Genomic DNA, 19,074 nt, shown 5'->3' on the forward strand with positions numbered 1-19,074 from the left:
CGGCGCACCCCGGACGGGCGGGCGGGTCAGACCGCGAAGCCGCCGTCGACGGCGATCGAGGCGCCGGTGATGTAGCGGCCGTCCGCGCCCGCCAGATGGGCGACGGTCGCGGCCACGTCCGCACCGGTTCCGAACGAGCCGAGGGCGGTGAAGCCGCGCTGGTGGTCGGCGCCGGGGCCGTCGGCCGGGTTCATCTCGGTGTCGATCGGGCCGGGGGTCACCAGGTTGACGGTGACCCCGCGCGGGCCGAGCTCGCGGGCCAGGGCCTTGGTGAGCCCGAGCAGCGCGGCCTTGCTGGCGGTGTACGCGACCCCGCCGCCGAACGCCGCCCGCTCGGCCATGCAGCTGCCGATGGTGACGATCCTCCCGTCCTCGCCCAGGTGCGCGGCGGCGGCCTGGGCGGTGAGCAGCGGTCCCCGGACGTTGACGTCCAGGACGCGGTCGAGGTCGGCCAGGGCCAGCTCCTCGAACGGGCCGAGGACGCCGACGCCGGCGTTGTTCACCAGGATGTCGAGCCGCCCCAGCTGCTCGACCGTGCCGGCCACGGCCGCCCGGATCTCCTGCGGGTCGGCGCTGTCGGCCCGGACCGCCCAGGCCCGGCGGCCCTTCCCGGTGATCGCGCCGACCACGGCCGCGGCCTGCTCGCCGTTGTCCCGGTAGGTGACCGCGACGTCGGCGCCCTCCTCGGCCAGCCGCAGTGCGACCGCCGCGCCGATCCCCCGGCTGCCGCCGGTCACCAGGGCCACCCGGCCCGCCAGTCGAGCCGCCGCCGTGGTGGTGGTGGTGGTGTACATCGCCATCTCTCCCGAACTCCTCACCGTGGTACCGATCGTGCGGCCGACCGTCGTACCGGTCGCGTGGCCGACCGTCGTGCCGATCGTGTGGCCGATCGTGTTCTCGGCCATGTCTCGATCATGGAGCGGCGGGGTGCGGGATTCCGGCGGTATCCGGACATCGCGTTCAACGTTCAACAACACGGCCACCCCGGGGGCGGGGCGGCCGTGGGGCGCCCGGGGGCGCGGTGTGCGGGCGTCAGACGGCGAGGGTCTGACCCGGGAAGATGAGGTCCGGGTTGCCGCCGATGATCCTGGCGTTCCTGGCGTGGAGTGCGGCGACCCCGGTGTCGAACTTGGCCGCGATCTCGCTGAGCGTGTCACCACTGCGGACGGTGTAGGTGGCGCCGCCGGAGGCGTTCTTCGGCGTGTCCGCCGCCGCGGTGTAGCCCTTCGGGGCCGACGCGGGCTTCTGGACGGACTTCGGGGCGGGCTTCGACGCGGGCTTCTGGACGGGCTTCGGGGCGCTCGTGCGCGGGGCCTTCGCCTCGGGCCCGCCCTGCGGCTTCGAGCGGGCCTTGGGCGCCGCGGCGGGTGCGGCGGGCTTCGCCGGTGCCGCTCCCCTGCTCAGGCCGGCCTTCTGCGAGCAGACGGGCCAGGCGCCGGGCCCCTGGGCGGCCAGCACCTTCTCGGCGACCGCGATCTGCTGCTCCCTGGTCGCCCGGTTGGCCTGCGGCGCGTACGCGGTGCCGCCGTACGCCGCCCAGGTGTTCGGGGCGAACTGGAGGCCGCCGTAGTACCCGTTTCCGGTGCTGATGGACCAGTTGCCGCCGCTCTCGCACCGGGCGACGGCGTCCCAGGCGGAGGCGGGTGCGGCGGCGGCCGGGCCGGCCGTGACGAGGCCGGCCACCGGCAGGGCCGCGACGGCGGCGCCCGCCACCACGGCGACCCGGACGCGGTGGCGCCTGGTGGTGGCCTTGGTGGAGTCGGTGGCAGCGGCGTTCTCGTGACGGGAAGTCATGGAAGTCCTCTCGACAGGCCCCGGGCGGGCAGACGGAACCAGGCCCCTGGAAGGGCCCTGCTTTTGCGCTCACCTCACTCGACGGGCGGCACGGCACGTATCGGACGTGGCGGGCCGCCGCGGTCACCCCCGCTCGCCGCCGGCCGGGTGGGGCCGGCCGGGTCGACGGGCACTGCCCTTGCGCCGCGGGTCGTTCGGCGGGGCCGTGCGTCGGGGGTGAACCCGGGTGGTGCTCGTTGCACCGCCCAAGAAGCTACGGGCCTCCCCGGCTGACGTACAAGCAGTTCCTTTGCTCTGCAGGTCAGTTGACTGTTACCGGCGGTATCGATCAAGAAACCTCGCCGGAATTGACAGCTTTTGGCCGCATTTCCATGATCGAGAATGCCCTCAATGCGCCCCCGATCACACCAATGCCCCGGCGAAGCCGCCCACCCGCCGTACCGCCGGAGGCCCTCGCCTCACGCTCCGTCACCGATCCATCCGGAGTTCCCCGTTCCGCGCACCGCATCCGTGGCACCCGCCACATCCATCACTCAAACGGGCCAGCCCAGTCGCACCGCGTAGTGGAGCACCAGTCCGTAGCCCGCGCAGTACGTCAGCCGCCGCGCCGTCGGCGAGAGCCGCGCGCCCATCGACACCCCCGCCGCGGCGAGCAGGAGCTGCCAGCCGAGCGAGGCGACCAGCACCCCGGCGACGAACGCGCCCCCCTCCGCCGGACCGCCCGGCCCGCCCCCGCCCGTCACCAGCGCGGCGAAGTACAGCGCCGTCATCGGGTTGACCAGCGTCAGCGCGGCGAAGCGCAGGAACGTTCCGGCCGCACCGCGCCGGCCGACCGCCGCCCCGGTCTCCACCCCGGCCTCGGGCAGCGGCCGCCGCAGCCCCAGCAGTCCGCGCACCGCGACCGCGACGAGCACCAGCGCTGCGCCCGCCCGCGTCCACGGCTCCCACGCCGCGAGCGCCCCGGCGAGCCGTGCGCCGAGCGCCGTCGCCGCCGCCGCATAGAGCGCGTCCACCGACGCGACCGCGCACGCGGCGCTCGCCGCCGCCCGCCGTCCCCGGCGCCCCTCCTCCAGCAGGAGGACGCCGATCGCGCCGAGCGGCACCGCCACCCCGAGCCCCGCCGCGGCCCCGGCCAGGGCGGCGCCCGCCACCGGACCCGCCCCCGCACCGACCGCGGCGCTCGCGTCCGCAGCAGCCGTCACAACCCCTGGAAGTGTCATGCCGGCCACGGTGGCGCCGCGCCCCGGAGAATTCCGGCCCGGTTCCGGCACCCACCGCGATAATCGCGGTATGGACGACCTCGACAGGGAGATCCTCGGCGAACTGCGGGCGGATGCCCGGATCTCCTACCGCGACCTGGGCGCCCGGATCGGCCTCAGCGCCAACGCCACCGCCGACCGGGTGCGCCGACTGGTCCGCTCCGGCGTGATCCGCGGGTTCACCGCCCTGGTCGACCCGCAGGCGGACGCCGGCCGCCCCGGGCTGACCGTGTTCATCGACGTCCGGCTGCGCCCGGAGACGGACAGCGACACCTTCGAGTCGGTGGCCCTGCGGCTGCCCGGGGTCTTCGAGGCCGCCCACGTCACCGGCGAGTACGACTACCTGCTGCGCGCCCGCGCCAACGACGCCGCCGGCCTCGACCAGCTGCTGCGCCGGCTCAAGCACGAGGCGGGCGTGGCGCATTCCAGCACCCGCCTCGCGCTGCGGATCGCCTCCCGCTGAGCCCGGCCCGCCCTCGGCCGCCCCCGTCCCTTCCCCTGCCCCTGCCCCCCGTCGCCCCGTCCCCGTCCCTGCCCCCACCGCCCCCTACCGGGCCCCGGCCCCGTCCGGAGTCCGGGACCCGCGGCCGGTCAGCTCCCGTCGAGCCCCGCGTCCCGGGCGAGCAGCGCCGCCTGGACCCGGTTCTCGCAGCCCAGCTTCGCCAGGATCCGACTGACGTATGTCTTCACGGTCGCCTCGCTCATGTGGATCCGGGCGCCGGCGTCCGCGTTGGACAGGCCCTCGCCCAACAGGGCCAGCACCTCCAGCTCGCGTCCCGTCAGCACCTCCAGCCGGCGGCGCGCGGCGGCGCCCCGGGCGGCGGCCGGATTGCTGCGCGCCCCGGCCAGGCTGTCGACGATGTGCCGGGTGGCGGCCGGCGAGAGGAAGGCGTGGCCGGTGGCCGCGGCCCGGACGGCCTGGATCAGCTCGGCCGGCGCGGTGTCCTTCAGCAGGAAGCCGGCGCCGCCCTCGGTGACGGCGCGCAGCACGTTGTCCCGCTCGCCGAAGGTGGTGAGGATGAGCGCCCGCGCGCCGGGGACGGCCCGGGGCAGTTCGGCGAGCGCGGTCAGGCCGTCCATGACGGGCATCTGGATGTCCAGCAGCACCACGTCGGCGCGGTGGGCGCGGGCCAGGTCCAGGGCCTCCCGGCCGTCGGAGGCCTCGGCGACGACGTCGATGTCGTCGGCGGAGGACAGGATCATCCTGATCCCGGCCCGGATGAGCGGCTCGTCGTCGGCGACGAGGACTCGGATCACTGCTGGTCATCCCCTCGATAGGTGCTGCTGCGGAGTGCGCGGCATCGCGTCACATCCTCACACCTTCGTCTTCGTCAGGTACTGCTGCTTCTCCACCAGGACGCCGTCCTTGAAGCAGAAGCGGGCCACGTTGTCCTCGTCCCACTGCCCGCTGGTCTCGCCCGACATGAAGTAGCTGCAGACCGAACCCTCCGGCGGGGTCGGGCCGGTGCCGGCGTAGTCGCGGGTGAAGAAGTTTTCGCCCGGCGGGAGCTTGCGGCGCACCTCGTCCTCCGGCGCACCGACCTTGATCGAGTCGTAGAGCGGCTTCGGCACGGTGGCGTCGGAGGCGGAGCGCACCAGCGTCATCACGCCCCAGGCCACCAGTCCGGCGATCACCATCAGTACCGCCAGCCCGCCGATCGCACAGCCCAGGACGGGGCTGCGCCGGCGGCGCGCACCGGCGTCCGCGCCGCGGGCGGCGGGGAACGCCCCGGGCGCCGGGAAGCGGTCGGCGGCGCCCGGCGCGGTCGCCCCGCCCCCGGTCGTGCCGCCCCCCATCGCCCTGTCCCCGGTCGTGTCGTCCGCGAACGGGTCCGCCCCGATCGTCCCGCCGCCGAACGGGTCCGCCCCCGGGGAGCGGTCCGCCGGGTCGAAGCCGTCCGCCCCCGCGCCGCCGTCCGCGGGCGCGCCGTCCGCCGACCCTCCGTACGGCAGCACGGCGGCCAGCCGGAAGCCGCCGTCCGGAGTGGCCCCGGCGTGCAGCATGCCGCCCACCAGCCGGGCCCGCTCGCGCAGGCCGGTCAGGCCCTGGCCGCCGCTGACCACCACCCGGCCGTCGGGTGCGCCCGAGGGGCCGTCCGCCCCCGGACCGGCGCCCACCCGCGCGGGCACCGGCGCGTTGGCGACCTCCACCACCAGCGCGTCCGGCTCCCAGCGCAGCGCCACCGAGATGGGCGCGCCCGGGGCGTGCTTGTGGGCGTTGGTGAGCGCCTCCTGCACCGTCCGGAACGCGGCGTGGTCGACGGCGGCCGGCAGCGTGCGGCTCTCGCCGTCGCGGCTCAGCGCGACGTCGGTGCCGGCGGCGCGCGAGGACTCCACCAGGCGCTCGATGCCGTTCACCCCGCCCACGGCCGCGCCGCCGGCGCCCGCGCCGCCGCCGGCCGCCGGTTCGGTGGCCGTCGACTCGTCGTGCAGCACCCCCACCACCTCGCGCAGCTCGCGCATCGCGGCGACCGCGGCCAGCCGCAGCACCCCGACCGCCTCCCGCTGCCGGTCGGTGAGCGTGCGGTCCACCTCCAGCGCGCCGGAGTGCACGGAGATCAGGGCGAGCTGGTGGCCGAGGCTGTCGTGCATGTCCTGGGCGATCCGGTGGCGTTCGCGCAGCCGCGCCTGGTGGGCGACCATGGCGCGCTCGCGCAGCAGCTGCTGGTTGCGCTCGCGCAGCGCGTCGGTGAGGGCGCGCCGCTGCGCCCGGTAGCGGCCCCAGAGCGCGGGCAGCACGCCGAGCAGCAGGAAGGAACCCAGCGAGAGGCCGAGCAGCAGCTTGATCGGCACCACCCCGGCGTCCTTGACCAGGCCGATCGCGGTCAGCAGGGTGAGGGCCACCGAGAACGAGCCGACCAGCACGCCGACCCTGGTCAGCCGGGCGCCGGCCGACCAGCCGGCGGCGATCAGCAGCGGCATCGGGCCGCCGGCCCAGCCGCAGGCGGCGGCGGTGAGCACCAGCACGGTGGCGGGCAGGCCGCGGCGCAGCAGGAAGAGCACCACGGTGGCGAGCGCGGTCAGGACGACCGGGCCGCTCTTGGCGGCCAGTTCGATGAGCAGCGCGAGGGTGCCGAGCAGCAGGGCGCCGCCGGCCTCCTGCAGCACGAGTCGGGCCCGCCACGGTCCGGGCAGGGCTGTCCGGACGGCCTTGCGGAGTGCCTTCTTCACCGGACGGGGGTGCTCGGCCGTCGTCCCGGCCTGCGCTGTCGCTTCCACTCCGCGAGGCTAGCGGGCGGTCGGGGCGGGCCGCCGTCACCCTTCGTCGCGGCCGGCCCCGACGAAAGTCGCAGGCCGCTCCGGTGCCCGGGGGCGGGTCAGCCGGTCGGCTCGTAGGCGACGAGGAGCAGGGCCACGTCGTCGACCCGCTGGGTGGAGACCTCGTGCAGCAGTTGTTCGGCGAGCCGGTCGAGGTCGCCCGCGCCGTCGCCGGTGGCCCGGGCGAGGGCGACCCGCAGCCGGTCAACGGCCCGGTCGATCTCGACGGCGGGGTCCTCGACCAGGCCGTCCGTGTAGAGGGCGAGCACCGAGCCGGGGTCGAGCCGCAGGTCGGTGACGGGGTACTCGGCGTGGCGATCGACGCCGAGCAGCGGGCCGCCGGCCACGTACAGGGCCTCGGTGGTGCCGTCGGCGTGGCGCAGCAGCGGGGGGAGGTGGCCGGCCCGGGCGATGGCGGCGCTGCCGTCGCCGGGGGTGAGCCGGATGAGGCAGCAGCTGGCGAGCAGTCCGGGGTCGAGGTCGAGGAGCAGTTGGTTGGTGCGGGCGAGGACCTCGGCGGGCGGGTGGCCGCCGGTGGCGAAGGCGCGGACGGCGCTGCGCAGCTGGCCCATGGTGGCGGCGGCGCCGACGCTGTGGCCCTCGACGTCGCCGATGACCAGGTTGAGGTCACGGCCGGTGACGACGGCGTCGTACCAGTCGCCGCCGATCTCCATGCCCTGGGTGCCGGGGAGGTACCGGGCGGCGACCCGGATGCCGTCGATGCGGGGCAGCCGGTGCGGGAGCAGGGCCTGCTGGAGGCCGCGGGCGAGGGCGAACTCGGCGTCGTAGAGGCGGGCGCGTTCCAGGGCCTGGGCGATGAAGCCGCCGAGGGCGGTGAGCAGGCCGCGTTCCTCCAGGGTGAAGGGTCGGGGCTGGTCGAAGCCGAGGATGCAGCTGCCGACGGGGTGGCCGGAGGCGATCAGCGGGAGGAAGGCCCAGGCGCCCATCTCGTCGATCGGGATGCCGGGGTAGGCGGTGGCGAGGTCGTGGACGGATTCGAAGAAGATCGGGGTGCCGGTGCTGAGGGCTTCGACGCCGGGCAGCCGGGTCGCCAGCGGGAGGCCTTCGAAGCGGTCGAGGAAGCCGTCGGGGTAGCCGGTCTGGGAGACCAGGTGGAGGCGTTTGTCGCGGATGGTGTAGATGGCCAGTTCCTGGCCGCCGAAGGCGGGGACGATCTGGTCGGCGACGGCCCGGCAGACCTCGCTGACGCTGACGGCCTCGGTGAGGGCGCTGGCGAGTTGCAGCAGGTGGTAGATGCCGCCGACGCCGGTGCGGCCGGCGGGGACGGGTTCGCTGGGGGTGTCGGTGCGGCCGGGGGGCGGTTCGGCGGCGACGACGCGGCCGGTGACGCCGTGCGCGTCGGGGTAGAGCGAGAAGGCGAGCCAGCCGTCGGGCGGGCGGCGGGCGAGGAACGCGGTGGGCTGCTGGGAGAGCATGGCGGCCCGGTAGCGGTTCTCGTAGATCGGGTCGGACAGCCAGGGCAGGACGTCCCAGGGGTGGTGGCCGACCAGGTCCTCGCGGCGGGCCTGGAGGAGCCGTTCGACGCTGCGGTTGGCGTAGGTGATGCGGCCGTCGGGGTCGAGCGAGAAGACGCCGTCGCGCAGCCGTTCGACGGCCGCGGCGGCGGCGGTGCCGGTCCGGGTGTCGAGGACGGCGCCGACGAGGTGGGTGCGGCCGTCCGGTCCGCCGCCCTCGGGGACCCTCCCCCAGAGTTCGACGGGGTAGGGGTGGCCGTCCCGGTCGAGGACCCTCAGGCGGGCGGCGAGCACCCGGCCGTGGTCGAGGGCCTCGCGGGCGGCGGCGCGGAAGCCGGGCAGGTCGCCGGCGGCGACCCGGCCGGACAGGGAGGCGGCGCGGCCGTCGAAGTCGGCGGGGTCGAGGCCGAAGATCTCGCAGAACTGGTCGTCGGCGGAGAGGGCGCCGGTGGCGAGGTTCCAGTCGAAGAGGCCGACCTTGGTGGTGGGTTCGCTCGCGGGGGCCAGTTCGACGACGGGTTCGTCGCCGGCCGCCTCGACGTGGTGGCCGTCGGCCTCCAGTTCGGCGAGTCCGGCGGCGAGCCGTTCGGCGACGGTGCCGAGGCTCCGGCGGGCGCCGTCCGGCACACCGTCGTGGGAGGCGGGCCAGAGCGCGTTGAGGACCCCGTAGGTCTCGTCGCCCGCGATGACGGGCACGCAGGCGGAGACGAAGTCGTACGGCATGCCGACGGCGAGCTGCGGGAAGCGCCGCATGGTCTCCTCGGTGTCCGCGAGGGTGACGATCCGGCCGGTGCGGTAGGCGACGGCGACGGGCAGCGGTCCGGCCGCGGGCACCCGACGGAAGCCGCTGATGATCGACAGCGGGACGCCCGCGGTGGTGGTGAGCACCAGCGAGCGGCGGTCGCGGGCGCGCAGGTAGACCACGCAGCCGTAGGCGTCGGTGCTGCTCAGGACGCGGCGCACGGCGGTCGCGAGCAGGGCGTCCCGGTCGTACGCCGCCCGGGCGGCATCGGGCGTCCGGGAGCGGGGCGGTTCGGACCGCGCCGCCCGGGACCCGCCGGTCACGTGCGGGCCGTGCTGGCCCGCCGGCACACCCTGGCGCATCCTCTCTTGCTACGCCGGGGTCAAGGGACTGTCAAGGCGAGCCGGTCCGGCTTGCGGCTCCGACCGGCTGCGCCAGGATGACGGCATGTCCACCAGCGTGGTCAACCTCAAGGGGCACCGCGACGATCCCGGCTACGCCGATGTGGTGTACGTCGGCCGGGCGGTGCACCGCGGCGGCTGGCACCTGGACGCCTCGCCGCTGCACTGCCCGTTCCGCCCGGGCCCGGACCTCACCCGCACCGCGATGCTCGCCGAGTACCGCGCGTACCTGCTGGCCCGGCCCGAGCTGCTGGCGCTGGTGCCGGGGCTGCGCGGACGCCGGCTGGGCTGCTGGTGCGCGCCGCTGCCCTGCCATGCGGACGTGCTCGCCGAGCTGGCCGACGGCGGTCTGCCGGGCTGAGCGGGGCCGGGTGCGGCCCGTCCGGCCGAATGCGGTCCGCCCGGCCGCGTGCAGTCCGACGGCGGGCTGCCTTTCCGGGCAGGTCCGGTCGCGGGCGGCCTGGCGGGCCGGGTGCTCGGATATCCTCCGTGGACAGTGCAGTGCGCCGCGGGGCCGCTGCCCCGGGGGAAGCGAGCGGGGACATGGGGTCGGCGGGGGCAGGGGGTGCCGGCGGTCCGGGTGCCGGGGGCACGGGTGGCAGGGGCACGGGGGCCGGGGGCACGAACGAGGCGTCCTGGTCGTGGGACGGCGAGGGCGACGGCGCCGGCGGTGCGCCGTCCGAGGTGGTGAGCGGCGGCGCGGACCGGCCCGGCCCCGGCCGGCGGCGGCTGCTGCTCGGCGGTGGTGCGGTGCTGGCGGGTGCGGCGCTCTGGGCGTTCACCCGCGCGGGCTCCGACACCGCGGGTCCCCGGCCCCCGCTGCCGCCGCCCACCCGGCTCGCCGGGCCCGAGCCGCTGTGGACGTACCGGGGCCGGACCGTCGCGGACCCCGAGCGGATGATCGGCCGGCCCGAGCTGCCGGTGCACGTCTCCGCCGACGACCTCGTGGTGCTCGACCCGGGCCGCGGCACCCGGGCCCGGACCCTGCCTGCGCCCTCCCCCGATGCGCGGCCGGGCGCCGGCCGCCTGCTGTTCGGCGCCGACCGGGTGTTCACCTCCTCCAACGGCCACGTGGACGTCCGCCACCTGACCGGGACGGCCGCCGACTGGAGCGCGCCGCTGCCCGAGGGGTTGGAGGGGGAGCCGGGCGGCTCCGACCGGCCGGGGCACGGCGACATCGCCCTGTGGGGCTGCGACGAGAAGCGGGTGTACGGCTGCTCCCGGCGCTACCGGGCGACCGGGAGCAGCGCCCTGCTCTTCGCGATCGGGCTCGACACCCGGTCGCTGGACTGGAGCCGTCCGCTGGACCCGCTGTGGCAGCCGCTCCTCCCGGTCGGCCGCACCGGGGGCAGCACCGTCGTGCGGGCGATGAAGGACGGCAGGTACAGCGTGCTGCTGCTGGACCAGGAGGGCGGCGTCGGCTGGGAGGTGCCCGCCGGGGAGAACCTCAACTGGTACGCGGTCGACCGGGAGAACGTCTACCTGCCGGTCGGCCTGACCGGTCTGCGGGCGCTGGGCCGGGCGCGCGGGGAGGCCCGCTGGTCGGTGGCCCCGGGCCCGGGCGAGGACTGGCGCTGCCTGCCGCCGCTGGCCGCCGGGGACCGCGTCTACCTGCCCCGGGACAACGGCCTGCTGACCGCGCACGCCGTGGACACCGGTGCCGAGCTGTGGTCGGCGCGGCTGCCGTTCCGCCTGGACGCGCGCACCCTGCCGCTGCTGTCCGGCAGCACCCTGTTCGTGCCCGGCCCGGCCGCCGCCGGGGTCACGGCGCTCGACGCCGACACCGGCCGCGAGCGGTGGACCTTCCGCGACTCGGCCACCGGTGTCGGGGTCTGGTCGCTGACCGCCGACGCCGCCCGGTTGTACGCCGGCCACGACGACGTGCTGCACGCCCTGTCCCTGTCCTGACCCGCGCCCCCGCGCCCTGCCCGCCGGAGCCGCCGATGCGTGCCCACCCGATCAGTCCCGAGCGCCTCACCGGCCGGCTCGCGGACGCCGTCGGCGCCCTCGCGGCGCCCTGGGTGCGGGTCGCCGTGGACGGCGCCCCGGCGGCCGGGCCGGGCGGGCTGGCGGACGCGCTCGCCGAGGAGCTGCGGTTGCGCGGACGCCCGGTGGCGCGGGTGGCGGCGGCCGGCTTCCTGCGGCCGGCCTCGGTGCGGCTGGAGTACGGCAAGCGGGACGCCGACGCCTTCCACGACCTCTGGCTGGACGACCGGGCGCTGCTGCGCGAGGTGCTGGAGCCGCTGGACCCGGGCGGCAGCGGGCGGATCCTGCCCTCGCTGCGGGATCCGGTGACGGACCGGGCGACCCGCGAGCCGTACCGGGAGCTGCCGCCCGGGGGCGTCCTGCTGCTGGACGGCGCCCTGCTGCTGGGGCGCTGGCTGCCGTTCGAGTTCGCCGTGCACCTGGCGCTGACCCCGGCCGCGCTGGCCCGCCGCACGCCGGCCGACGAGCGGTGGACGCTGCCGGCGTACGCCCGCTACGAGGCGCAGACCGGGCCGGTGGAGCTGGCCGACGTCACCGTCCGGGTCGACGACCCCCGGCACCCGGCGCTGGTCGAGCGTCCCTGACCGGGCGGACCTCGGGGGCCGGTCCGCGCTGGCAGTACGGGCACCAGAAGGCGATCCGTTCCTGCGGCGGACGGCCCTGGTCCGCCGTCCGGACGAGCGTGCCGCAGCGCGGGCAGGGCCGGCCCGCCCGGCCGTAGACCCAGTGCCGGTGGCCGGGCCGGGTGTCGCCGGTGGTGATGTGGCCGGGGCGCAGCTTGTTGGCGTCGAGGAGCTGGCGGGCGCGTTCGACCAGCCGGTCGGGCCGGGCGAGCTCGCCGACCGGGGTCCACGGGGTGGCGCCGGCGAGGAAGCAGAGCTCGTTGGCGTACACGTTGCCGATGCCGGCCAGGTTGCGCTGGTCGAGGAGGGCCTCGCCGAGCGGGCGGCCGGGGTGGGCGAGCAGGCGGCGCACGGCCTCGGACTGGTCCCAGTCGGGGCCGAGCAGGTCGGGGCCGAGGTGGCCGACGGCGCGCGGCTCGTCGGCGGTGCGCAGCAGTTCGACGACGGGCAGCCGGTAGCCCACGGCGGTGTCCTGCTCGGTGCCGAGGACGGCGCGGATCTGCCAGCCGGGGCCGCCGGCCCAGCGCTCGCCGGGCCGGTAGACCTCCCAGCGGCCGTCCATCCGCAGGTGGGTGTGGAGGGTGAGGCCGCCTTCGAGGCGGGCGAGCAGGTGCTTGCCGCGCGGGGTCACCTCCAGGACGCGCCTTCCGGTGAGGTCGGCGGTGGAGTGGGCGGGCACCCGCAGGTCGGCGGTGGTCAGCACCTGGCCGGCGAGGGCGCGGTGCAGTCGGTCGGCCGCCCGGTAGACGGAGTCGCCTTCTGGCATGCCCCTATCCTGCCCCGCCGGGCGCCGGCCACGCAGCAGCGGCTTTCGCGGTACGGGCCGACGCGGGTCGGGTCAGGCCCGGTACGGGGCCGGCGCGGCGCGGGTCCGTACCGGGCGGGTCGGGCCCGGGTCAGGCGGACGGCTCGTCCGGCCCGCCGCGGACCACGACGACCGGGCAGGGGGCGCGTTCGGTGAGGTGCCGGCTGACCGAGCCGAGCAGGGTGCCGGTGAAGCCGCCGCGGCCCCGGTTGCCGACGACCACCAGCGCGGCGCCGCCGACCGCCTCCAGCAGGACCTGGGCGGCGTTGCCGGGGAGCACCGCCTCGGTGACCCGGATCTCGGGCTCGTGGCCGAGCACCTTGGTGACGGTCTCGGCGAGGATGCGTCCGGCGAGCTCCTGCGGGTCGAAGCCCGCGGCGGGCGGCACGCTCAGTCCGGACCAGCCGAAGAAGGCGGGGTACTCCCAGGCGGCGATCGCGTTCAGCGTGCCGCCGACCGCCTGGGCGTAGTCGGCCGCCCAGCGCAGCGCCCGCTCGGAGGAGGGCGATCCGTCGACGCCGACGACGATCCGCTGGCTGGTGGCGGCCATGACGCTGCTCCTCACCGAGGACGGGTGCTGCCCCTGACACCCCCAACATAGATCGAATCGGACGGACGGCCGTCGAAGGCCACGCCGGGGCGGTTCGGGCGTGCGGTGCGCTCCCGGGCGGGCCGGGTGCCGGCGCGCGGCACCCGGCCCCGGGCCCGGACATGGTTCTGACGGGTGCGCGGGCCCCATCACCCACGCACCCGTCAGGGTCTGCGGCCCTTCGGGGACGTCAGCCCCGGTAGGCGGCCCAGGAGTCGGACATCCGGGTGACCTGACCCGGGGTGAACTGGGTCATGCAGGCGTCGTACGTGTAGTCCATGAAGTTGTGGATCGGGTCGACGCCGGAGGTGGTGCAGGTGTCGCGGCCCGCGGGGCACTGGTACGCGGCGCTCTTCTCGGCCGGGGTGTCCGACACGTAGTCGCCGCTGCCGCGGCAGCCGCCCTGGAAGGTGTGGTACAGGCCGAGCCAGTGGCCGACCTCGTGGGTGGCGGTGTCGCCCTCGTTGTAGTTGGCGGAGGTGCCGCCCGGGAGCGAGCCGTCGAGCAGGACCACGCCGTCGTCGGTCGGGTTCGACTTGTAGGAGCTCGGGAAGGTCGCCCAGCCGAGGAGGGACTGGCCCAGCTTGGCGGTGTAGATGTTGAGGGCGTTGGACCCGCCCTTGCGCAGCTTGGTCTTCATCGCCTTCTCGGCCGAGGAGCCGGGCGTGATGCCGTTGTACCAGGTGGAGTTGTCGGTGTAGTCGGTGGCGACCAGCTGGAACTGGAAGGGGCTGGCGGTGTTGCCCGCGCCCTGGCCGCCGTAGGCGGAGTTCAGGACGGCCAGCTGCTTGCCGATGTCGGTCGCGGTGAGCTTGCCGGTGGAGCCGGCGTGCACCACGTGGAAGTACACCGGGATGGTGGTGGCGGCGAGTTCGCCGGCCGCCGACAGGCCGTTGGCCTGCGGGCTCTTCTTGAGCTGGGCGACCCGCGCCTTCAGGTCGGCGTCCATGGCCTTGGCCTGGGCGTCGGAGACGGCGTTGGGCTCGTGCGACTCGCTGCCGGCCGGGCGGCGGGCGCCCGCGTCCTGGGTCTCCTCGCCGACGCACTCCTGCGCGGAGGCCGTGGCGGCCTGGGCCGAGGCGGACGGGGTGAGCGCCGAGGGGGCGGCGAACTGGGTCAGCCCGAGGGTGGCGACGAGCGCGGCGGCGCTCAGGAATCTGCGGGGGACACGGCCGAGAACATGGGCAGGACGGCGCATGGGTGCTCCTGAGGGGCGGAGTTGTGGGGGTCGGCGGCTGTGAGGAAGCCGCCGAGCCGAGGCTACGCAGGGCTGCGTGTACGCGTCAGATGTGTTCCGGCCTGAAAATCCTGACGGCAAATCGGACATAATCCGGAAGGCCGACCGCCGGACCCCGGTGGGAGTAGCAGCATTTACCGTCCCGAAACCTCGGCGAGATGCCCCCGAGTTGTCCGAAAGTTGACGCTCCGCCCGCGCCGCCGCGGAACCGGCCGACCGTGGCCGCGGCGGTCGGAACGACGCGGACGGCCGGGGGCCCGGACGCCCCGTACCGCCCTCGCCGAGACTACGACGCGACGAAGACGATCTCCCGCAGGGCACGCGCGGCGCCCCGGTCGAGTACCACCGCCGACGCACAACCCGACGGGGGCTCACCGGTCCCGGCCAGTCGGCGGCGCAGCCGGGCCGCCGCCTCGCGGTGCCGGGCGAAGGCGTACGCGGACACCGCCTGGCCGCGGGCGTGCTGGCCCTCGCGGGCCTCGGCGGCGCTGGCGTCCAGCAGCAGCAGGTGGACCGCCCGCCCCTGCCGGACGGCCGCGCCGACCAGCCAGCGCCGCACCCAGGGCAGCGAACCGCAGTCGTGGACGGCCAGCGGGCCGCCGGCGAGTATCGCCCGGCGCAGCCTCCGGTAGTGCTCGAGGCGCACCAGCGGCCGGTAGACGAAGTACGGGATCCGGCCCGGCAGGCGCGCCGCGTACTCCTCGCGCACCTGCTGCGAGTCGACCAGCCGGGCGCGGATGCAGCGCCGCATCAGGGTGCTCTTGCCGCTGCCGGGCAGGCCGGAGACCACCAGCAGGTCCGCCGCCGGGTAGTGCAGCGCGCCGGGCTGCGCCGGGGCCACCCCCTGGCGCAGGTCGTGCAGTCCGCTCGGGCGCAGCACCGCCCCGGCCGCGACCGGCTCGGGGCGGGGGTCGGGGTCCAGGCCGGGTCCGGAGTCGGCGTCGGGGTCGGGCTCCCGGGTCGGTCCGGCCGTCGGCTCCGCGCCCGCCGCCGACGGCTCCCCGGCGCTCGCTGCCGCCTCGGCGGCCCGCGACGTCGAGACCTCGACGCCCTTCGTCTCGGACACCGGCACTCCCCCTGCTCCTCCGTCTGAAGGAGCGGTCGCCCCCGACAGACAGCAAAGACTAGTGGTCAGTGCGGGTGACGCCGAGTGCTTCGGTCCGCGACCCGCCCCGCCGACCGCTCGCCACCCCCGAGGACGGCCCGCCGCGGTGCGCGGTTCCCGGCCGCGGATCCGGTCCGTCAGTCGCCGGGGACGCCGGGCAGCCCGGTGGCGATCCCGTCCAGGGCGTGCGCGCAGACGCAGTCGCGGGCGGTCGGCAGCCGCTCCAGCGCCTTGAACAGCACCGTGCGCAGCCGTTCGACGTGCCGGGCGAAGACGGCGGCGACCTCGGTGTGGGTGACGCCGTCGCCGGCGTCGACGCCCGCGTCGAGATCGGTGACCAAATTGAGCGAGGTGTAGCAGAGGCCCAGTTCGCGGGCCAGGACCGCCTCCGGATGGCCCGTCATGCCGACGGTCGACCAGCCGTTGGCGGCGAACCAGCGGGATTCGGCGCGGGTGGAGAAGCGCGGGCCCTCGATCACGACCAGGGTTCCGCCGTCGACCGGCTCCCAGGCGGCGTCCCGGGCGGCGCCGAGCACCGCGCGCCGCCCGTCGGGGCAGTACGGGTCGGCCATCGGGACGTGCACCAGCCCGGGCAGCGAGCCGTCCGGCAGCGGCAGCCCGTCGTAGTAGGTCTGCACCCGGCCGCCGGTGCGGTCCACGAACTGGTCGGGCACCAGCAGCGTGCCCGGCCCGTAGGCGGGGCGCAGCCCGCCGACCGCGCACGGGCCGAGCACCTGGCGCACGCCGAGCGCGTGCAGCGCCCAGAGGTTGGCGCGGTAGTCGATGCGGTGCGGCGGCAGCCGGTGGTCCCGGCCGTGGCGCGGCAGGAACGCCACCCGGCGCCCGGCCGCCCGGCCCACCAGCAGCGTGTCGCTCGGCGGGCCGTACGGGGTGTCGACGGCGACCTCGGTCGCGTCGTCGAGCAGTTCGTAGAGGCCGGTGCCGCCGAGGACGCCCAGTTCCGCCCGTACCGTGCCTGTCGCCATCCGCGCCGCCTCCCGTTCCGGACGGGCGGCGCCGTGCCGCCCCCGCCCCACCCTCGGGGACGGCGGCGGCCGGCGCAAGCAGGTCTCAGGCCAGCTGCGGGGCGACCCGGGAGGCGATCAGCTCCAGGTGGTCGAGGTCGTGCAGGTCGAGGATCTGCAGGTAGACGCGCTGGGAGCCGATGGCGGCGTAGCGGCCGATCGCCTCGACGACCTCGTCCGGGGTGCCGGCCAGGCCGTTGGCCCGCAGTTCGTCGACGTCCCGGCCGATCGCGGCGGCCCGGCGGGCCACCTCGGCGGCGTCGCGGCCGACGCAGGCGACCAGCGCGTTGGAGTACACCAGCGCGTCGGCCCGGCGGCCGGCGCCCTCGACGGCGGCGCGGACCCGGCCGAACTGGGCGGCGGACTCCTCGACCCCGACGAAGGGCAGGTTGAACTCGTCGGCGAACCGCGCGGCCAGCGCCGGGGTGCGGCTCGGCCCCCGGCCGCCGACCAGGACGGGGATCCGCTCCTGGGCGGGCTTGGGCAGCGCGGGCGAGTCGACCAGCCGGTAGTACTCGCCCGCGAAGTCGAAGGTGTCGCCGACCTTGGTGTTCCACAGGCCGGTGACGATCGCGAGCTGCTCCTCCAGCCGCCCGAAGCGCTCCTTCGGGAAGGGGATGCCGTACGCGGCGTGCTCCTTCTCGTACCAGCCGGCGCCGAGGCCGAACTCGACCCGGCCGCCGCTCATCGCGTCGACCTGGGCGACCTGGATCGCGAGGACGCCGGGCAGCCGGAAGGTCGCGGCGGTCATCATCGTGCCGAGGCGGATGGTGCGGGTGTCCCGGGCGAGGCCGGCCAGGGTGATCCAGGCGTCGGTGGGGCCGGGCAGGCCGGTCGCCGAGCCCATGCTCAGGTAGTGGTCGGAGCGGAAGAACGCACTGAAGGCCCCGAGCTCCTCGGCGGCCCGGGCGACCCGCAGCAGCGTCTCGTAGTCGGCGCCCTGCTGGGGTTCGGTGAAGATGCGAAGATCCATGACCCCATTCTGGCCGCCGCGGGCGCCCGCGTCCGGAGGATCCGGCGGAGCCCGGGGTGGCCAAGGTCTCAGCGGACCGGGTCCGCGACCCGGTCGGCCGGGCAGGTCGTTCGCCTACCGTGGACGGATGTTCGCGTTCCCCGATGAACCCGCCGACGGGTTCCCGACCGCCGCCGGCGCCCCGGACGACTGTCCGCTGCCCCGGATCGTGGCCGCCTTCACGCCGCGTCTGGCCGAGTTCGCCTTCGAGCCGGGCTTCGTCGCCGCGGTCGACCAGCACGTCGCCGAGGTCCGCGAGCTGCTGTACGCGCAGGGTCCGGAGCTGCTGCCCAGGCCGCTGGAGCGGGCCGAGCTGGCCGACTACGCGGAGGGCTTCCTGAACGCCCTCACCGAGATCGGCTGGCGGGAGCCGGTGGGCTACGACTTCGCGGTGAACCGGCTGACCGCGATCTGCTGGCTGGTGCGCGAACAGGACCTGCTGACGGCCTGAGCGGGCCCGGCCCCGCCCGGCCCGCCCCGCGCCCTGCGTGCACGCGGGCGCACGCCCCGTACCGCGCGCCCGTCCGCACACCTCCGATCCCCCCAGGTGAACCCACTGCCCCCTCGGCGGCGGGGACGGCCGCGTACAGTGGCGGTCCACGAGAGCGGCGGCCCGGCGGTCGGCGCTCCCCCGAGACGACGGCGGCGGGACGGTTCACGGTGACGGACGGCAGGTACGGCACGACGGGACACCGGGCGCTGGTCTGGCGGGCCCTGCCGGAGCAGCCGTCGGCGGCGGTGCTCGTCCTCCACGGCGGCCAGGAGCACGGACTGCGGCCCCCCAAGCCCGGCCCGCTCAACCTCCCCGACCTGCGGATGCGCGGCTTCGTCCGGGCGCTGCGCCGGGAGACCGCCGGCGCCGGGGTGGCGGTCGGCGTGGTCCGCTACCGCCACCGCGGCTGGAACGAGGAGCGGGCCGACGCCGCCCGGGACGCCCGCGCCGCACTCAACGACCTCGCCGAGGAGCTGGGACGGATCCCGACCGTCCTGGTCGGCCACTCGATGGGCGGCCGGGCCGCGCTGCAGGCCGCCGGGCACCCGAACGTAGCCGGGGTCGTCGCACTGGCGCCCTGGTGCCCGCAGGGCGACCCGTGCGAGCACCTCGACGGCCGGTCCGTGGTGATGCTGCACGGCGACCGCGACACCGTCACCCACCCCTCCGACACCCGGCTGTTCGCCGCCCGCAGCCGCGCCGCCGGGGCCCGGGTCTGCGGCTACACCGTGACCGGCAGCGGGCACGCCCTGCTCCAGCGGGTCGGCGACTGGCACCGCGCCACCGCGGCGCTCGCCTCCGCCGTCCTCGGCCTGCGCGACTTCCCCGCCGAGGCGGCCGCGGCGCTCGGCCTGCCCCCGGCCAGCACCGACGCGCTCGACCTCCCGCTCCCGGCGCACCCGCGCACGCCTCCGGCCCCGCGCCGCCCGGCCGCGCTGCCCACGGACGCCTGACCGCCCGCGCCCGCCGGCCAGGCTCCGGCCTCCCGGCGGGCGCGGTGCGCCCGCCCTCGCACCGCTGTCGGCGCCGTGGCGGGATCTTGACGGAGCGGGCGATCCCGCCGCTCGTGGGGCGCCCTGCCGCAGCGGCAGGATTCAGTCGTCGGCCCCGACCGAGCGCCGTTCTCAGCGTCCCCGCCGCCGACCCTGCCGTGGCCGCCTCGCATGCTCGGCGGCGACGTGGAAAGGGTGCGCGCGGGGGAGCGCCTCCACAACCCCCCCCGCCCGGGCCCGCGTCCGGGCGACGACCAGACCCCCCCCCCCACCGGCCG

The 19,074-nt window shown here is 76.4% G+C and carries 18 protein-coding genes; 6 read left to right on the forward strand and 12 right to left on the reverse strand.

What is annotated here, in order from left to right; all coding sequences use genetic code 11:
- Window positions 1–26: 26 nt before the first annotated feature.
- From ACWGB8_RS32795 to ACWGB8_RS32805, 3 genes are all read right to left on the reverse strand, one after another.
- Entirely contained in the window at window positions 27–794 is a 768-nt protein-coding gene (locus tag ACWGB8_RS32795) for an SDR family NAD(P)-dependent oxidoreductase (RefSeq protein WP_452217296.1), read from the reverse strand.
- 238 nt (window positions 795–1,032) lie between these two features.
- Complete coding sequence (locus ACWGB8_RS32800; RefSeq protein ID WP_452217279.1) at window positions 1,033–1,794, reverse strand: transglycosylase family protein; 762 nt, start codon at window positions 1,792–1,794, stop codon at window positions 1,033–1,035.
- A gap of 533 nt (window positions 1,795–2,327) precedes the next feature.
- Window positions 2,328–3,014 carry a lysine transporter LysE gene (locus ACWGB8_RS32805; protein WP_452217280.1) on the reverse strand — a complete coding sequence of 229 codons (687 nt, stop codon included), beginning with the start codon at window positions 3,012–3,014 and terminating at the stop codon, window positions 2,328–2,330.
- 70 nt (window positions 3,015–3,084) lie between these two features.
- On the opposite strand from ACWGB8_RS32805, the gene ACWGB8_RS32810 reads away from it, so the two are divergent.
- Window positions 3,085–3,516: an Lrp/AsnC family transcriptional regulator gene (locus ACWGB8_RS32810; protein WP_452217281.1), complete on the forward strand. Its 432-nt coding sequence runs from the start codon at window positions 3,085–3,087 to the stop codon at window positions 3,514–3,516.
- Window positions 3,517–3,644: 128 nt separating this feature from the next.
- Here ACWGB8_RS32810 and ACWGB8_RS32815 read toward each other — a convergent pair whose 3' ends face one another.
- The 3 genes from ACWGB8_RS32815 to ACWGB8_RS32825 form a co-directional block, all read right to left on the reverse strand.
- Window positions 3,645–4,310 (reverse strand): response regulator transcription factor, encoded by a 666-nt coding sequence (locus ACWGB8_RS32815; protein WP_452217282.1) that lies wholly within the window; start codon window positions 4,308–4,310, stop codon window positions 3,645–3,647.
- A gap of 57 nt (window positions 4,311–4,367) precedes the next feature.
- A complete protein-coding gene (locus ACWGB8_RS32820; protein ID WP_452217283.1) occupies window positions 4,368–6,272 on the reverse strand; it encodes a sensor histidine kinase in 1,905 nt (634 codons plus the stop codon).
- 98 nt (window positions 6,273–6,370) lie between these two features.
- Window positions 6,371–8,890, reverse strand: coding sequence for a SpoIIE family protein phosphatase (locus ACWGB8_RS32825; protein WP_452217284.1), 2,520 nt, complete (start codon window positions 8,888–8,890; stop codon window positions 6,371–6,373).
- 85 nt (window positions 8,891–8,975) lie between these two features.
- On the opposite strand from ACWGB8_RS32825, the gene ACWGB8_RS32830 reads away from it, so the two are divergent.
- From ACWGB8_RS32830 to ACWGB8_RS32840, 3 genes are all read left to right on the forward strand, one after another.
- On the forward strand, window positions 8,976–9,290 hold the full coding sequence (locus ACWGB8_RS32830) for a DUF4326 domain-containing protein (RefSeq protein WP_452217285.1): 315 nt from the start codon (window positions 8,976–8,978) through the stop codon (window positions 9,288–9,290).
- 326 nt (window positions 9,291–9,616) lie between these two features.
- The gene (locus ACWGB8_RS32835) at window positions 9,617–10,837 is read left to right on the forward strand and encodes an outer membrane protein assembly factor BamB family protein (protein WP_452217286.1); all 1,221 of its coding nucleotides are present in this window, start codon (window positions 9,617–9,619) and stop codon (window positions 10,835–10,837) included.
- A 35-nt stretch (window positions 10,838–10,872) separates the two neighbouring features.
- Window positions 10,873–11,499: a uridine kinase gene (locus ACWGB8_RS32840; RefSeq protein ID WP_452217287.1), complete on the forward strand. Its 627-nt coding sequence runs from the start codon at window positions 10,873–10,875 to the stop codon at window positions 11,497–11,499.
- Here ACWGB8_RS32840 and ACWGB8_RS32845 read toward each other — a convergent pair.
- The 6 genes from ACWGB8_RS32845 to ACWGB8_RS32870 all read right to left on the reverse strand — a co-directional run bounded on the left by ACWGB8_RS32845 (window position 11,447) and on the right by ACWGB8_RS32870 (window position 17,272).
- Window positions 11,447–12,304: a DNA-formamidopyrimidine glycosylase family protein gene (locus tag ACWGB8_RS32845; RefSeq protein ID WP_452217288.1), complete on the reverse strand. Its 858-nt coding sequence runs from the start codon at window positions 12,302–12,304 to the stop codon at window positions 11,447–11,449. The genes ACWGB8_RS32840 and ACWGB8_RS32845 overlap by 53 nt on opposite strands.
- Window positions 12,305–12,434: 130 nt before the next feature.
- Window positions 12,435–12,893: a universal stress protein gene (locus ACWGB8_RS32850; protein WP_452217289.1), complete on the reverse strand. Its 459-nt coding sequence runs from the start codon at window positions 12,891–12,893 to the stop codon at window positions 12,435–12,437.
- A gap of 229 nt (window positions 12,894–13,122) precedes the next feature.
- Complete coding sequence (locus ACWGB8_RS32855; RefSeq protein ID WP_452217290.1) at window positions 13,123–14,130, reverse strand: zinc metalloprotease; 1,008 nt, start codon at window positions 14,128–14,130, stop codon at window positions 13,123–13,125.
- A 325-nt stretch (window positions 14,131–14,455) separates the two neighbouring features.
- A complete protein-coding gene (locus tag ACWGB8_RS32860; protein WP_452217291.1) occupies window positions 14,456–15,235 on the reverse strand; it encodes an AAA family ATPase in 780 nt (259 codons plus the stop codon).
- A gap of 176 nt (window positions 15,236–15,411) precedes the next feature.
- Window positions 15,412–16,260, reverse strand: coding sequence for an S-methyl-5'-thioadenosine phosphorylase (locus tag ACWGB8_RS32865; protein WP_452217292.1), 849 nt, complete (start codon window positions 16,258–16,260; stop codon window positions 15,412–15,414).
- Between the two features lie 85 nt (window positions 16,261–16,345).
- Complete coding sequence (locus ACWGB8_RS32870) at window positions 16,346–17,272, reverse strand: LLM class F420-dependent oxidoreductase (RefSeq protein ID WP_452217293.1); 927 nt, start codon at window positions 17,270–17,272, stop codon at window positions 16,346–16,348.
- A 127-nt stretch (window positions 17,273–17,399) separates the two neighbouring features.
- On the opposite strand from ACWGB8_RS32870, the gene ACWGB8_RS32875 reads away from it, so the two are divergent.
- Entirely contained in the window at window positions 17,400–17,762 is a 363-nt protein-coding gene (locus tag ACWGB8_RS32875; RefSeq protein ID WP_452217294.1) for a DUF6401 family natural product biosynthesis protein, read from the forward strand.
- A gap of 209 nt (window positions 17,763–17,971) precedes the next feature.
- Window positions 17,972–18,757: an alpha/beta family hydrolase gene (locus ACWGB8_RS32880; protein WP_452217295.1), complete on the forward strand. Its 786-nt coding sequence runs from the start codon at window positions 17,972–17,974 to the stop codon at window positions 18,755–18,757.
- Window positions 18,758–19,074 lie beyond the last annotated feature (317 nt).

The sequence above is a fragment of the Kitasatospora sp. NPDC054939 genome (assembly GCF_053610105.1).

Coding starts and splice junctions, on each gene's coding strand:
- ACWGB8_RS32805 (WP_452217280.1), bottom strand. CDS start 3,014: ATGACACTTCCAGGGGTTGTGACGGCTGCTGCGGACGCGAGCGCCGCG.
- ACWGB8_RS32865 (WP_452217292.1), bottom strand. CDS start 16,260: ATGGCGACAGGCACGGTACGGGCGGAACTGGGCGTCCTCGGCGGCACC.
- ACWGB8_RS32850 (WP_452217289.1), bottom strand. CDS start 12,893: ATGGCCGCCACCAGCCAGCGGATCGTCGTCGGCGTCGACGGATCGCCC.
- ACWGB8_RS32870 (WP_452217293.1), bottom strand. CDS start 17,272: ATGGATCTTCGCATCTTCACCGAACCCCAGCAGGGCGCCGACTACGAG.
- ACWGB8_RS32810 (WP_452217281.1), top strand. CDS start 3,085: ATGGACGACCTCGACAGGGAGATCCTCGGCGAACTGCGGGCGGATGCC.
- ACWGB8_RS32830 (WP_452217285.1), top strand. CDS start 8,976: ATGTCCACCAGCGTGGTCAACCTCAAGGGGCACCGCGACGATCCCGGC.
- ACWGB8_RS32875 (WP_452217294.1), top strand. CDS start 17,400: ATGTTCGCGTTCCCCGATGAACCCGCCGACGGGTTCCCGACCGCCGCC.
- ACWGB8_RS32855 (WP_452217290.1), bottom strand. CDS start 14,130: ATGCGCCGTCCTGCCCATGTTCTCGGCCGTGTCCCCCGCAGATTCCTG.
- ACWGB8_RS32845 (WP_452217288.1), bottom strand. CDS start 12,304: ATGCCAGAAGGCGACTCCGTCTACCGGGCGGCCGACCGACTGCACCGC.
- ACWGB8_RS32840 (WP_452217287.1), top strand. CDS start 10,873: ATGCGTGCCCACCCGATCAGTCCCGAGCGCCTCACCGGCCGGCTCGCG.
- ACWGB8_RS32825 (WP_452217284.1), bottom strand. CDS start 8,890: ATGCGCCAGGGTGTGCCGGCGGGCCAGCACGGCCCGCACGTGACCGGC.
- ACWGB8_RS32800 (WP_452217279.1), bottom strand. CDS start 1,794: ATGACTTCCCGTCACGAGAACGCCGCTGCCACCGACTCCACCAAGGCC.
- ACWGB8_RS32795 (WP_452217296.1), bottom strand. CDS start 794: ATGTACACCACCACCACCACCACGGCGGCGGCTCGACTGGCGGGCCGG.